This window comes from Pseudomonas sp. PK-RTE-24 (genome assembly GCF_054052265.1).
Genome location: NZ_CM133224.1, coordinates 200,510 through 214,160 on the forward strand (window position 1 = coordinate 200,510; position 13,651 = coordinate 214,160).

General features: G+C 59.7%; 15 protein-coding genes. 9 read left to right on the forward strand and 6 right to left on the reverse strand.

The window, feature by feature from the left end; genetic code table 11:
- Positions 1 to 599: 599 nt before the first annotated feature.
- Positions 600 to 914 carry a DUF3077 domain-containing protein gene (locus ACV8MC_RS00950; RefSeq protein ID WP_252877593.1) on the forward strand — a complete coding sequence of 105 codons (315 nt, stop codon included), beginning with the start codon at positions 600 to 602 and terminating at the stop codon, positions 912 to 914.
- A gap of 198 nt (positions 915 to 1,112) precedes the next feature.
- Here ACV8MC_RS00950 and ACV8MC_RS00955 read toward each other — a convergent pair whose 3' ends face one another.
- A complete protein-coding gene (locus ACV8MC_RS00955; protein ID WP_370695135.1) occupies positions 1,113 to 2,954 on the reverse strand; it encodes a potassium transporter Kup in 1,842 nt (613 codons plus the stop codon).
- A 349-nt stretch (positions 2,955 to 3,303) separates the two neighbouring features.
- On the opposite strand from ACV8MC_RS00955, the gene rimO reads away from it, so the two are divergent.
- The 6 genes from rimO to tsaA all read left to right on the forward strand — a co-directional run bounded on the left by rimO (position 3,304) and on the right by tsaA (position 8,772).
- Positions 3,304 to 4,641 (forward strand): 30S ribosomal protein S12 methylthiotransferase RimO, encoded by a 1,338-nt coding sequence (rimO, locus tag ACV8MC_RS00960; protein WP_024011887.1) that lies wholly within the window; start codon positions 3,304 to 3,306, stop codon positions 4,639 to 4,641.
- Positions 4,642 to 5,076: 435 nt separating this feature from the next.
- Positions 5,077 to 5,550 (forward strand): GNAT family N-acetyltransferase, encoded by a 474-nt coding sequence (locus tag ACV8MC_RS00965; protein WP_095180524.1) that lies wholly within the window; start codon positions 5,077 to 5,079, stop codon positions 5,548 to 5,550.
- Positions 5,551 to 5,739: 189 nt separating this feature from the next.
- A complete protein-coding gene (locus tag ACV8MC_RS00970) occupies positions 5,740 to 6,450 on the forward strand; it encodes an rRNA pseudouridine synthase (RefSeq protein ID WP_056783317.1) in 711 nt (236 codons plus the stop codon).
- A gap of 70 nt (positions 6,451 to 6,520) precedes the next feature.
- Entirely contained in the window at positions 6,521 to 6,991 is a 471-nt protein-coding gene (locus ACV8MC_RS00975) for a YehS family protein (protein WP_056783315.1), read from the forward strand.
- Between the two features lie 129 nt (positions 6,992 to 7,120).
- On the forward strand, positions 7,121 to 7,891 hold the full coding sequence (locus ACV8MC_RS00980; RefSeq protein ID WP_457264180.1) for an SDR family oxidoreductase: 771 nt from the start codon (positions 7,121 to 7,123) through the stop codon (positions 7,889 to 7,891).
- 182 nt (positions 7,892 to 8,073) lie between these two features.
- Complete coding sequence (gene tsaA, locus ACV8MC_RS00985) at positions 8,074 to 8,772, forward strand: tRNA (N6-threonylcarbamoyladenosine(37)-N6)-methyltransferase TrmO (protein ID WP_252877591.1); 699 nt, start codon at positions 8,074 to 8,076, stop codon at positions 8,770 to 8,772.
- A gap of 173 nt (positions 8,773 to 8,945) precedes the next feature.
- On the opposite strand, the gene fpr is transcribed toward tsaA, so the two are convergent.
- The gene (gene fpr, locus ACV8MC_RS00990; RefSeq protein WP_007908723.1) at positions 8,946 to 9,725 is read right to left on the reverse strand and encodes a ferredoxin-NADP reductase; all 780 of its coding nucleotides are present in this window, start codon (positions 9,723 to 9,725) and stop codon (positions 8,946 to 8,948) included.
- 132 nt (positions 9,726 to 9,857) lie between these two features.
- On the opposite strand from fpr, the gene ACV8MC_RS00995 reads away from it, so the two are divergent.
- Entirely contained in the window at positions 9,858 to 10,784 is a 927-nt protein-coding gene (locus tag ACV8MC_RS00995; RefSeq protein WP_024011881.1) for a LysR family transcriptional regulator, read from the forward strand.
- Here the strand turns inward: ACV8MC_RS00995 and ACV8MC_RS01000 are convergent.
- The 3 genes from ACV8MC_RS01000 to ACV8MC_RS01010 all read right to left on the reverse strand — a co-directional run bounded on the left by ACV8MC_RS01000 (position 10,781) and on the right by ACV8MC_RS01010 (position 12,838).
- Positions 10,781 to 11,143, reverse strand: a complete 363-nt coding sequence (locus tag ACV8MC_RS01000; protein ID WP_003222276.1) for a diacylglycerol kinase — start codon at positions 11,141 to 11,143, stop codon at positions 10,781 to 10,783. The two genes, ACV8MC_RS00995 and ACV8MC_RS01000, sit on opposite strands and share 4 nt — an antisense overlap.
- A 74-nt stretch (positions 11,144 to 11,217) precedes the next feature.
- Positions 11,218 to 11,868: a response regulator transcription factor ErdR gene (gene erdR / locus ACV8MC_RS01005; protein WP_016771412.1), complete on the reverse strand. Its 651-nt coding sequence runs from the start codon at positions 11,866 to 11,868 to the stop codon at positions 11,218 to 11,220.
- A 223-nt stretch (positions 11,869 to 12,091) separates the two neighbouring features.
- On the reverse strand, positions 12,092 to 12,838 hold the full coding sequence (locus tag ACV8MC_RS01010; RefSeq protein WP_024011879.1) for a tRNA-uridine aminocarboxypropyltransferase: 747 nt from the start codon (positions 12,836 to 12,838) through the stop codon (positions 12,092 to 12,094).
- A 189-nt stretch (positions 12,839 to 13,027) separates the two neighbouring features.
- Between ACV8MC_RS01010 and ACV8MC_RS01015 the strand changes: the two genes are divergently transcribed.
- On the forward strand, positions 13,028 to 13,453 hold the full coding sequence (locus ACV8MC_RS01015) for a PA3611 family quorum-sensing-regulated virulence factor (protein ID WP_007908738.1): 426 nt from the start codon (positions 13,028 to 13,030) through the stop codon (positions 13,451 to 13,453).
- Here ACV8MC_RS01015 and ACV8MC_RS01020 read toward each other — a convergent pair whose 3' ends face one another.
- Positions 13,454 to 13,651: a hypothetical protein gene (locus ACV8MC_RS01020; protein WP_016770569.1), complete on the reverse strand. Its 198-nt coding sequence runs from the start codon at positions 13,649 to 13,651 to the stop codon at positions 13,454 to 13,456.

Genomic DNA, 13,651 nt, shown 5'->3' on the forward strand with positions numbered 1-13,651 from the left:
ACAGATTCGGCGACTGACACTACGCCTTCGCGAGCAGGCTCGCTCCCACAGGGGAATTGCGCTGGATTCAGCGGTTTTGTGGCAAGGCTCGTAAATTTCTTGACTCTTCAGGAAACTAAAATCACCAAATGTCCACATTCCATAAAACGTGGACACCTGCTTAATTGGCATTATCGAATCGTCAACTCCACACTCATTCATCTACCGAACAAATACCCACAAAATCGCCAGCAACGTTTAGTTTCGTTTACTTCCGGTCTCGCAATATCAGATGACGCCCACAGACCTTGTAGGCAAACTCCGAAACTCTTGTTGGGCCGCTGTGCCGCTCTATTGCGCTGTTTTTCGACGGGATACTCTCCGGACGTCGCTGACCCATTCAGCGATCGGGCTTGGTAACCCGGTGGAATAAGGCGCAACAGCGCACCCGACACGACTCAGGCGAAATCCCGTCCGAGCCCCTGTGTTATGGCAGCTGTGTGTGGGACGCTTTCGAGCGTGCCGGTTTCCTTGGTTCCCCGGTTTACCAACCTGCGCACAGCTGCCACCCATTCGCTTGGTATCGGATGCGGCAGCTCTCGAAATCAAGGGAACTGACAATGAGCAATCCATCTGATCTTAAAACCATCGGCTTCACTCCTTTCCTCTACAACTCGGATCAAGCGTTCTTCAATGTCCGCTCCGGCGTCCCGATCATCAATGCCTTGTCCCAATCCTCCGACCTGCTGTCCCTTGCCAAATCCTTCGCAGAAGACGCCGCCTTCATCAGAGACACCGACCGCCATGCCTGGGCCGCGCATTACCTGACCGTGATGGGCAAAGCCTTGGTTGATGACGTGATCCAAGCGCTGATCCCACGACCTGCGCGGACGAAGACTGAATCTGAAGCTGATCTGTCTGAACGCACCTCTTGATTCAACCCAATACCCTGTGGGAGCGAGCCTGCTCGCGAATGCGGTGGTTCAGCCACCACATGCTTCGACTGACACTACGCCTTCGCGAGCAGGCTCGCTCCCACAGGGAATCAGCGGTGGTTTGAGGGATTGGGCACAGGCACAAAAAAGCCCCCGCCAACCACAAGGCTGACAGGGGCTTTTCAGTTGAGGTCAGGCTTACATCTCCACCTGCGTCCCCAACTCAATCACCCGGTTCAACGGCAAATTAAAGAACCGCAAATTGCCATTGGCATTCTTCAACATGAACGCAAACAACGCCTCACGCCAACGCGCCATGCCTTCCAGCTTCGAAGCAATCACCGTCTCGCGGCTGAGGAAGTAGGTGGTACGCATCGGACTGAAGTCCAGATCATCCAGATGACACAGCTTCAACGCCTGCGGCACGTCGGGCTCGTCGGTGAAGCCGAAGTGCAGGATCACCCGGAAGAAGCCTTCACCGTGCGCTTCCACTTCAAAACGCCGCGATGGCGGTACGCGCGGGATGTCTTCGTAGACCACCGTCAGCAACACCACTTGCTCATGCAACACCTGGTTATGCAGCAGGTTGTGCAACAAGGCATGGGGCACGGCGTCGGAGCGTGCGGTGAGGAACACCGCGGTGCCTTGCACCCGATGCGGCGGTTGCACGCGGATGCTGCTGATGAAGATCGGCAGCGGCAGCGCGCCTTCGTCGAGGCGTTCGACCAGCAGCTGTTTGCCGCGCTTCCAGGTGGTCATCAGCACGAACAGCGCGATACCGGCGATCACCGGGAAAGCGCCGCCCTGGACGATCTTCGGTACGTTGGCAGCGAAATACAGACCATCCACCAACAGGAAGCCGATCAACACCGGCACCGCAAGGATCGGTGGCCATTTCCACAGCAGCAGCATGACCGCCGACACCAGAATGGTGGTCATCAGCATAGTGCCGGTCACTGCGACGCCGTAGGCCGAGGCCAGTGCACCGGAGGATTCGAAGCCCAGCACCAACAGCACCACGCCGACCATCAGCGCCCAGTTCACCGCGCCGATGTAGATCTGGCCTTGTTCGTCGCTGGAGGTGTGCTGGATGTACATGCGCGGGATGTAACCGAGCTGGATCGCCTGACGGGTCAGGGAGAACGCGCCGGAAATCACCGCTTGCGAAGCGATCACCGTGGCCAGGGTCGACAGGCCGACCAGCGGAATCAGCGCCCAGCTCGGCGCCAGCAGATAGAACGGGTTGCGCGCGGCTTCCGGGTTTTCCAGCAGCAATGCGCCCTGGCCGAAGTAGTTGAGCACCAGGGCCGGCAGCACCAGCAGAAACCAGGCGCGGGCGATCGGCTTGCGACCGAAGTGGCCCATGTCGGCGTACAGCGCTTCCGCGCCGGTCAGCGCCAGCACTACCGCGCCGAGGATCGCTACGCCCATGCCTGGGTGCACGACGAAAAAATTCACCGCCCACATCGGGTTAAGCGCATGCAGCACTTCCGGCGTGTGGCTGATGCCGTACACACCGAGCGCGCCGAGGACGAGGAACCAGGTAACCATGATCGGCCCGAACAGAATACCGATCCGCGCGGTACCGTGGCGCTGGATCAGAAACAGCGCGACCAGCACCACCAGCGACAGCGGCACCACCCAGTGATCAATGCCGTCAAACGCCAGGCCAAGGCCTTCGATCGCCGACAGCACCGAAATGGCCGGGGTGATCATGCTGTCGCCATAGAACAGCGCTGCGCCGATCAGCCCGCACACCACCAACAGCGTGCGCAGGCGCTTGCGCCCCGCCGCTGCCCGCCGAGCCAGTGCGGTCAGGGCCATGATGCCGCCCTCGCCCTGGTTGTCGGCGCGCAGGACGAACATCATGTACTTGATCGAGACAACCCAGATCAGCGACCAGAAGATCAACGACAGAATGCCCAGCACACCGTCGTGATTGACCGGCACGCCGTAACCGCCGGAAAACACTTCCTTGAGGGTGTACAACGGGCTCGTGCCGATGTCGCCATAAACCACCCCGACCGCCGCGACCAGCATGCTCAGCGGTCTGCTTGCCGAACCCTCGGCGCCCGCCGCATGACTACTTGCCTGACCCATCCAACACTCCTGATCTCGATACCGGCTTCTTTGATGGAAGCACTATGCTTTGAGTTGCAGCATGCGCTGTTTTACCTGTTGTTACAGACCAATGATTGACTGCACGAAATCGGTAAAGCTCAACGGCGCGAAGCATAGCGCAGCACTCGTCGTATTTCCCCGTATAAAGCTGGTCAAGTGCGTTGCCCGCCGCTAGAATTGCGCACTTTTTGATCAGAGGCGCGCCCTAAGCGCCCATCCGTCGGCTTGCGCACCAAGCAAGCGACGTCACAAAACACCGAGGTTAGACATGTCCACCACTCCTGCGCCGGCCAATCCAAAGGTTGGCTTTGTATCTCTGGGTTGCCCGAAAGCACTGGTCGACTCCGAGCGCATCCTGACCCAGCTGCGCATGGAAGGCTATGACGTGGTGTCCACCTATCAGGACGCCGACGTCGTGGTGGTCAACACCTGCGGTTTCATCGATTCGGCCAAGGCCGAGTCGCTGGAAGTGATCGGCGAAGCGATCAAGGAAAACGGCAAGGTCATCGTTACCGGCTGCATGGGCGTGGAAGAAGGCAACATCCGCGACGTACACCCGAGCGTGCTGGCCGTGACCGGCCCGCAGCAGTACGAGCAAGTGGTCAACGCCGTGCACGAAGTGGTGCCGCCGCGTCAGGATCACAACCCGCTGATCGACCTGGTGCCGCCGCAAGGCATCAAACTGACCCCGCGCCACTACGCGTACCTGAAGATTTCCGAAGGCTGCAACCACAGCTGCTCGTTCTGCATCATCCCGTCGATGCGCGGCAAACTGGTCAGCCGTCCGGTCGGTGATGTGCTCGACGAGGCTCAGCGCCTGGTCAAATCCGGCGTCAAAGAGCTGCTGGTGATCTCGCAAGACACCAGCGCCTACGGCGTCGACGTGAAATACCGCACCGGCTTCTGGAACGGCGCGCCGGTGAAAACCCGCATGACCGAGCTTTGCGAAGCACTGAGCACGCTGGGCGTCTGGGTCCGCCTGCACTACGTTTACCCGTACCCGCACGTCGACGAGCTGATCCCGCTGATGGCCGCCGGCAAGATCCTGCCGTACCTGGATATCCCGTTCCAGCACGCCAGCCCGAAAGTACTGAAGTCGATGAAACGTCCGGCGTTCGAAGACAAGACCCTGGCGCGCATCAAGAACTGGCGCGAAATCTGCCCGGACCTGATCATCCGTTCGACCTTCATCGTCGGCTTCCCGGGCGAAACCGAAGAAGACTTCCAGTACCTGCTCAACTGGCTGACCGAAGCCCAGCTCGACCGCGTCGGCTGCTTCCAGTACTCGCCGGTGGATGGCGCACCGGCCAACGATCTGGATCTGGAAGTGGTCCCGGACGACGTCAAGCAAGACCGTTGGGAACGCTTCATGGCGCACCAGCAGGCGATCAGCTCGGCACGTCTGCAGATGCGCATTGGTCGTGAGATTGAAGTGCTGGTGGATGAGGTGGACGAGCAAGGCGCGGTCGGCCGTTGCTTCTTCGACGCCCCGGAAATCGATGGCAACGTGTTTATTGATAACGGCAGCAACCTGAAGCCGGGCGACAAGGTCTGGTGCAAGGTGACTGACGCTGACGAATATGATCTGTGGGCTGAGCAGATCTGATCTGAAGATCAAAAGCCCCTCACCCCAGCCCTCTCCCAGAGGGAGAGGGAGCTGACCGTGTTGTTCTTTCTAGGTACATCGACCTGAGCTATCCGGTCGAACTCAGGTTTGAAAAGCACGAAGTTCAGCTCCCTTCCCCCTCGCCCTCTCTGGGGGAGAAGGGACTGATCGAGGTGCTCTTCAGAATGACGGCGACTTGAAATATCGAGTCGAACTCAGGCTTTGAACAGCACGAAGATCAGCTCCCTTCCCCCTCGCCCCCTCTGGGGGAGAGGGTTGGGGTGAGGGGGAGAAATCTTGCTGGCGACAGAAATAGCCAGCCAGACACCGCAACAAATCCAAAAAGCCCCGCTCTTTTCCGAGATACGGGGCTTTTTTGCGGCTATCGTTTAGCGGGGGACGGACTCCCTTGAACCGCACAAGAGGCACACGCACATGCGTCAGCATTCGGTCATCCACACACCGAAAATCAGCGATTACGAAGAACTGACCCGGGTCTGGGAGGCCTCGGTCCGTGCAACTCATCGGTTCCTGCCGGACAGCTATATCGAGCTGCTGCGCAATCTGGTGCTCACCCGCTATCTCGACGCGGTAATGCTGATCTGCACCAAGGACCGCCAGCAGCGCATCACCGGGTTTGCCGGTGTCGCGGCGGGCAAGATTGAAATGCTGTTCATCGATCCCGACCATCGTGGTCAGGGACTGGGCAAGCAATTGCTCCGCTATGCGATCGAACGGCTCAATGCCGATGAACTCGACGTCAACGAACAGAATCCGCAAGCCTTGGGCTTTTACGAGAAACAGGGCTTCGAGGTGATCGGCCGCTCCGAGGTCGATGGCATGGGCCAGCCGTATCCGCTACTGCATATGCGCTTGCGGCAGTCCCAACAGCGCGCGAACCATGCCTGACACAACCTGGAACCCTGTGGGAGCTGGCTTGCCAGCGATGCAGACGCCGCGGTGTACGAGAAATACCGAGTTGATACCATCGCAGGCAAGCCAGCTCCCACAGGGAATACCAACACCCTGCAAATGGAACCGGGCTTAACCGCTTCCACACAGGTACAATGCCCACCCCTTTTTTGTTACGGCCCCGTCATGACTGACCCGATCCGCCTCTCCAAACGCCTCATCGAACTGGTCGGTTGCTCCCGCCGGGAGGCCGAGCTGTTCATCGAGGGCGGCTGGGTCACCGTGGACGGCGAAGTCATCGATGAGCCGCAATTCAAGGTCGGCGAGCAAAAGGTCGAGCTCGACAAGGACGCCAAGGCCACCGCGCCGGAGCCGGTGACCATCCTGCTTAACGCGCCCGCCGGCATGGATGTCGACAGCGCCATGCAATCGCTCAGCGCCGAAACCCTCAGCGAAGAGCATCGCTACGGCAAGCGTCCGTTGCGCGGGCATTTCCTGCGCCTGACCGCCAGCGCCGACCTGCAGCCCAAGGCCAGCGGCCTGCTGGTGTTCACCCAAGACTGGAAAATCCTGCGCAAACTCACCGCCGACGCGGCGAAGATCGAGCAGGAATACATCGTCGAAGTCGAAGGTGAGATGGCTGCCCACGGCCTCAACCGCCTGCAACATGGCCTGACGCACAAGGGCAAGGAGCTGCCGCCGGTCAAGGCCAGCTGGCAGAACGAAAACCGCCTGCGCTTCGCCATGAAAAACCCGCAGCCGGGAATCATCGCGCAGTTCTGCGAAGCGGTCGGCCTGAAGGTCATCGGCATCCGCCGCATCCGCATCGGCGGCGTGTCGATCGGCAAGGTCCCGGTTGGCCAATGGCGCTACCTGTCCGGCAAAGAGAAGTTCTAGAACTTCCACTGCCGCCACACATTCCGGCAGCGCCCGCGAGCGCTGCCCACAACGCATCAGGAATACCGACATGGTTCATAACGACGTACTGCGCAGCGTGCGCTACATGCTCGACATCAGCGACAAGAAAGTTGTCGAGATCATCAAACTGGGCGGCATGGACGTCACGCTCGCCGATGTCATCACCTGGCTCGACAAGAAAGAAGAAGACGAAGAAGGCTTCGTACGCTGCCCGGACGAAGTCATCGCGCACTTCCTCGACGGCCTGGTGATCTTCAAACGCGGCAAGGACGAAAGCCGTCCGCCGCAGCCGATCGAAGTGCCGGTGACCAACAACATCATCCTGAAAAAACTGCGTGTGGCCTTCGAACTGAAAGAAGACGACATGCACGCGATCCTCAAAGCCGCCGAGTTTCCGGTGTCCAAGCCCGAACTGAGCGCTCTGTTCCGCAAGGTCGGCCACACCAACTACCGTCCGTGCGGCGATCAGTTGCTGCGCAACTTCCTCAAGGGTCTGACCCTGCGCGTTCGCCCGGCCTGATGCCCTTCTGCGGTGGCGACTGATGGTCGCCACCGCAGCGCATGACCGTTCATTCCCTTCGAAAATAGTGGCTCCGTTTTTTGCGGCTGGCGACTAGGGTGTATTGACCCCTAGCCCTCAGGATTCGCCATGCACCCGTACTTTTCCCTGCAAGGCCGCACCGCTCTGGTGACCGGCGGCACCCGTGGTATCGGCAAAATGATCGCCAAGGCCTTTGTCGAGGCTGGCGCCCGAGTGTTCGTCTGCTCCCGCGACGCCGAAGCCTGTCATCAAACGGCGCAAGAACTCAGTGCCTTCGGCACTTGCCACGGCGTGGCGGCGAATCTGGCGACGGAAGAAGGAGTGCAGGAACTGGCCGCGCGCTTGGCCGAGCAGATCACGCATCTGGACATTCTGGTGAACAACGCCGGCACCACGTGGGGCGCGCCGCTGGAGAGTTATCCGGTCAAGGGCTGGGAAAAGGTCATGCAGCTCAACGTGACGTCGGTGTTCAGTTGCATCCAGCAGTTTCTGCCGTTGTTGCGCAAGGCTGGTTCGGCGGCGAATCCGGCGCGGATCATCAATATCGGTTCGGTGGCGGGGATTTCTTCGTTTGGCGAGCAGGCTTACGCCTATGGGCCGAGCAAGGCCGCTCTGCATCAGTTGTCGCGAATTCTGGCGCGAGAACTGGTGAGCCAGCACATCAACGTCAACGTGATTGCGCCGGGACGATTTCCGAGCAAGATGACCCAGCATATTGGTAATGATGAACATGCGTTGGCTGAGGATACGGCGCTGATTCCGATGAAGCGCTGGGGGCGTGAGGAAGAGATGGCGGCGCTGGCGATCAGCCTGGCGAGTACGGCGGGGGCTTATATGACCGGGAATATCATTCCTCTTGATGGTGGGTTCAGCCTCTGACATCGGCGGTGTGACTATCGCTGGCAAGCCAGCTCCCACAGGGTTCTTGGGTGTTTGAACAATCCGGGTTCACTCAAAAACCTGTGGGAGCTGGCTTGCCAGCGATGGCGTCCGCCCTGTCACCACCAGACTTGAAGCGAGCCGGGTTATCATGCCCGCCCTACCCGCTTCGATCCCAGACCATGACTTACAGCGTCTCCCCCATCGGCTTCGTGCGCTCCTGCTTCAAGGAGAAGTTCGCCATCCCCCGCCAGCCACAACTGGCCCCGGCCGCCCGTGGCGTGCTGGAACTGGTCGCGCCGTTCGACCAGGGTGACGCCGTGCAGGGGCTGGAGCAGGTCAGCCATGTGTGGCTGTTGTTTCTGTTCCACCAAGCCCTGGAAGACAAACCGCGACTGAAAGTGCGCCCGCCACGCCTGGGCGGCAACAAGTCGATGGGCGTGTTCGCCACCCGCGCCACGCACCGGCCGAACGGCATTGGCCAGTCGGTGGTGAAGCTGGACAGGGTCGAAGGTAATCGGCTGTTTATCTCCGGGATCGATCTTCTCGACGGCACACCGGTGCTGGATATCAAACCGTATGTGCCGTATGCCGACATCATCCCTGGGGCAACCAATGACATCGCCAGCGCGGCGCCGCAGTTGATCGACGTCCAGTGGGTGGAGTCAGCCTTGAAACAAGCGCACACCCACGCTCAGCGGCTTGAAGAGCCATTGGTTGAGTTGATCGAGCAGTGCCTGGCGCAGGATCCGCGTCCGGCGTATCAGACACCGGCGCCGGAACGTGAATATGGTGCGCAGTTCTGGGATCTGGACGTGCGCTGGCATTACCCGACGCCCGAACAGATCCGCGTGCTGGAAGTCATCCCGGCCAAGGCATAAAACCCGCAAACGAAAAAGCCCGCGCTGCCTTCTCAGGCAACGCGGGCTTTTACTGTCACACCCAAAAACCAACTGTGGGAGCGAGCCTGCTCGCGAAGGCGTCGTGTCAGTCAACATCAATCTTAATGACAGACTGCTTTCGCGAGCGGGCTCGCTCCCACAGGTATCGCAGGTTATTTTTCGACGAACGCACGCTCGATCAGGTAATCACCCGGCTCGCGCATCCGCGCCGAGATTTTCAGGCCGAAGCTGTCGAGCACTTCGCTGGTCTCGTCGAGCATGCTTGGGCTGCCGCAGATCATTGCGCGGTCGTCCTGCGGGTTGATGGGTGGCAGGCCGATATCGCTGAACAGCTTGCCGCTGCGCATCAGGTCGGTCAGGCGGCCCTGATTCTCGAACGGCTCGCGGGTCACGGTCGGGTAGTAGATCAACTTGTCACGCAGCGCCTCGCCGAAGAATTCGTTCTGTGGCAAATGCTCGGTGATAAATTCGCGGTAGGCGACTTCGTTGACGTAACGCACACCGTGAACCAGGATCACTTTCTCAAAGCGCTCGTAGGTTTCCGGGTCCTGAATGACGCTCATGAACGGCGCCAGACCGGTGCCGGTGCTCAGCAGGTACAGGTGCTTGCCCGGGTTCAGGTCATCAAGAACCAGCGTGCCGGTAGGCTTCTTCGAGATGATGATCTCGTCGCCTTCCTTCAAGTGCTGCAATTGGGAGGTCAGCGGACCGTCCTGCACCTTGATGCTGAAGAACTCGAGATGCTCTTCCCAGTTCGGGCTGGCGATCGAGTAAGCGCGCATAAGCGGGCGGCCATTGGGCTGTTGCAGGCCGATCATCACGAACTGACCGTTCTCGAAGCGCAGGCCCGGATCGCGGGTGCACTTGAAGCTGAACAGAGTGTCGTTCCAGTGATGAACACTGAGGACACGCTCGTGGTTCATGTTGCTCATGTACGTTTGACTCCTGGAGATTGGTCTGCGCGGCTCAATGAGGCTCAACGTGCGCAATTGCATCGCATTCTAATAGCGACGACAATATCTGTTAACTGGATTATTAAGATAAGGGTTATCGGTTATATCGATATGCGATTTACTCTCCGTCAACTGCAAGTCTTCGTCGCCGTCGCCCAGCAGGAAAGCGTATCCCGTGCTGCGGGTCTGCTCAACCTCTCGCAATCGGCGGCCAGCACTTCGATCACCGAGCTCGAGCGCCAGTCCAGCTGCCAGCTGTTCGACCGCGCCGGCAAACGCCTGAGCCTCAACGCCCTCGGCAAACAACTGTTGCCGCAAGCGGTGGCCCTGCTCGACCAGGCCAAGGAAATCGAAGACCTGCTTAATGGCAAATCCGGTTTCGGCTCGTTATCAGTGGGGGCGACGCTGACCATTGGCAACTATCTGGCCACCCTGCTGATCGGCAGCTTCATGCAGCGCCACCCGGAAAGTCAGGTCAAGCTGCACGTGCAGAACACTGCCAATATCGTGCAGCAGGTCGCCCACTACGAAATTGATCTGGGTCTAATCGAAGGCGATTGCAGCCACCCGGACATCGAAGTGCAGAGTTGGGTCGAGGATGAGCTGGTGGTGTTTTGCGCGCCGCAGCATCCGTTGGCCAAACGCGGCAGTGCGACAATGGAAGAGCTGACCCATGAGGCATGGATTCTGCGGGAACAGGGTTCCGGCACGCGGCTGACCTTCGACCAGGCCATGCGTCACCATCGCAGCGCGCTGAATATTCGTCTCGAGCTGGAACACACCGAAGCGATCAAACGTGCAGTGGAATCTGGCTTGGGGATTGGCTGCATTTCGCGGCTGGCGCTGCGCGATGCCTTCCGGCGCGGCAGTCTGGTGCCGGTGGAGACGCCGGATCTGGACCTGGCCCGGCAGTTCTATTTCATCTGGCACAAACAGAAGTACCAGACTTCAGCGATGCGCGAGTTTCTCGAGCTGTGCCGAGCATTCACCGCCGGGGTGCAGCGCAGCGACGAGATCGTTTTGCCGACGATTGCTTAAAGCAGAATCACTGCCCACACCAAAGCGATCATGCTCAGTGCGACAAATTGCGCGGCACTGCCCATGTCCTTGGCGTTTTTCGACAGCGGGTGCAATTCCAGCGAGATGCGGTCAATGGCCGCTTCCACCGCCGAATTCAGCAACTCGACAATCAGCGCCAGCAAACACACGGCAATCAACAGCGCCTGCTCGACCCGGCTGACATTGAGGAAGAATGTCAGCGGAATCAGCACCACGTTGAGCAGCACCAGTTGGCGGAATGCCGCTTCGCCAGTGAAGGCGGCGCGCAGGCCATCGAGCGAATAGCCGGACGCGTTGAGGATGCGTTTCAGGCCGGTCTGGCCCTTGAAAGGTGACATAAGAAAGAAACCAGCCAAAAAGGTGTGGGGAAGCTAGATCAACGAAAGTCAAAAAAGCGTGAAACCGCCAGCCATCACTGGCTCGGAATTGACTCAAGTTGTTGCAGCAGTAAAGCCGCTTGCGTGCGAGTGCGCACGTTCAATTTGCGAAAGATCGCCGTGACGTGGGCCTTGATGGTCGCTTCCGACACGCTCAGCTCATAAGCGATCTGCTTGTTCAGCAGACCTTCGCAGACCATGGTCAGCACGCGGAACTGTTGCGGCGTCAGGCTGGCGAGGCCATCACTGGCAGCTTTCGCCTCATCCGACACGCTGACTGCTTCGAACGCTTGCGGCGGCCAGAACACGTCGCCATCGAGCACCTTGCGCACCGCTTCCTGAATCACGCTCAGATCGCTGGATTTGGGAATGAAGCCACTGGCGCCGAACTCGCGGGATTTGACCATCACCGAAGCTTCTTCCTGGGCCGAGACCATCACCACCGGAATCTGCGGATACTGCCCGCGCAGCAGCACCAGCCCGGAAAAACCGTAGGCGCCGGGCATGTTCAGGTCCAGCAGGACCAGATCCCAGTCAGCCTTCTCGGTCAGGCGCGCTTCCAGTTCGGCAATGCTCGCCACCTCCACCAGTCGCACGTCCGGGCCAAGGCCCAGCGTGACCGCTTGGTGCAGGGCGCTGCGAAACAGGGGGTGATCATCGGCAATCAGGATGTCGTATGTGGCCATTTTTCAAATGATCCTGTTTTTGATGGCAGACGCGGTAGATTCCGGTCTGGCCAAAGCAACTCGAGACAACGCTTGGAAGCGATATCCACAGGGGCACGTTCGACGCCAATCAACAGCAAACACGGCGTCTCAAACCTTGGCCGCACCCTAATCGGCGCCAAGCATGCCCAGCGCAGCCGGGGTGGTCAAGCAAGATGGCCAGCGCTGTCGACAGTATGGGCCACTATCGGGCCAACTCCGGCTGCGGCTTTCGTATATAGGGCAGCAGCTCGGCATGGGCGGGCGTTGATTCATTCATGTCCAGTTGCTGCTTGGCACCGAGGTAATGCTGGCTGAACACATCGAAATAGGCGTCCAGCGCCGAGGCGGCATCGCTGTCACCGGCCAGCTCCAGGCACAACGCAGCGACTTCGGCGGTGCACAGGTGCTCGCTGCGGGTCGAACGGCGCAAGCGATAGCGCGAGAGTTTGTCGGGCAGCAGGCTGAGGATTGGCAAGCGGTCGAAATACGGACTCTTGCGAAAGATCTTGCGCGCCTCGGTCCAGGTCGCATCGAGCAAAATGAACAGCGGGCGCTTGCTGCTATCGACTGTCACCGTGTTGGTCACCCGCGACGGTTCGACATACTCACCCGGAAACACCAGGTACGGCTGCCATTGCGGATCGTTGAGCAGTGCAAGCATCTGCGGGTCGGGCTCGGTGCGTGACCAGATGAACGCATGGTTGTCGCGCACCACATCGGCAATCAGCCAACCGGTGTTGCTTGGCTTGAACACTTCCTTGCCGGTCATGATCAGGCACACGCCGGAACGGGTGTCGACGCTTGGCCGCCACGCGCACAGGCAATGACTGATGATGACCCGGCAATCGCGGCAACGCTCGGAGCGAAAGCCGCGCGCCTGAATCGGCTTGATGCCTTCGTCCTCGCGCTGATCGCGCAGGCGGGCCACGGCGTTGGGGGCATGGTTCATCGCAGGCAACACCGGCTGACAGGGAAACTCGACACGAAAAACACTCGGCAGGGCAATAAAGGCCGGCAGTTTACCAGAGCGTCGGCCACAAGCCTGTACCGTCCAGACCGGCTCCCCTATAATTCGCCGCCACTGAACGCACCGCCCCGTGACGGGTCGAACCACCAGTCACCGAATCAGGAGAGTTTCATGCTGCGCCTTATCGTTCCCACCGCTGCCATTCTGCTGGCGTCGTCCTTTACCGCTCAGGCTGCGTCCCTGAGTGAGCAGAATCTGAACCGAGAGCTGCGCAACGTCGCCGCCCAAAGCAGCGTCGGCACGCCACGGGCGATCAATGAAGACATTCTTGATCAAGGCTACACCGTCGAAGGCACGCAGCTGATCAACCATCTGAGCGTGCAAAAGAGCCACGCCGACAAGATGCGCGCCGATCCCAAGGCTGTGTATTTCCAGTTGGGCGCGTCGGTGTGCAACAACCCGTCGTACCGCAAGCTGATGGCCAAGGGCGCGATCATGCGTTACGACTTCACCGAAGTGAAAACCAACAAAGCGATCGGCTCGGCCAGTTACCAGGAATCCGATTGCCCGAAAGCCGCGCCAGCGAAGAAGAAGTAATCAGCGCGAAGCCTTGGCGCGCCGCTGCTCATCCTCGGCGCGCAATTCCGCCACTAGCGCCTGCAGATAGCGCGAGCGACGCTCGCCGCCGGCCAATCGTCGGCAGCACTCTTCTTCGAGACTCAATTGATGCGTCTCGGCCGACTCCTGCAACATTCGATACAACTGCGTATCGATCTCCAGAACCACTCTGACCAT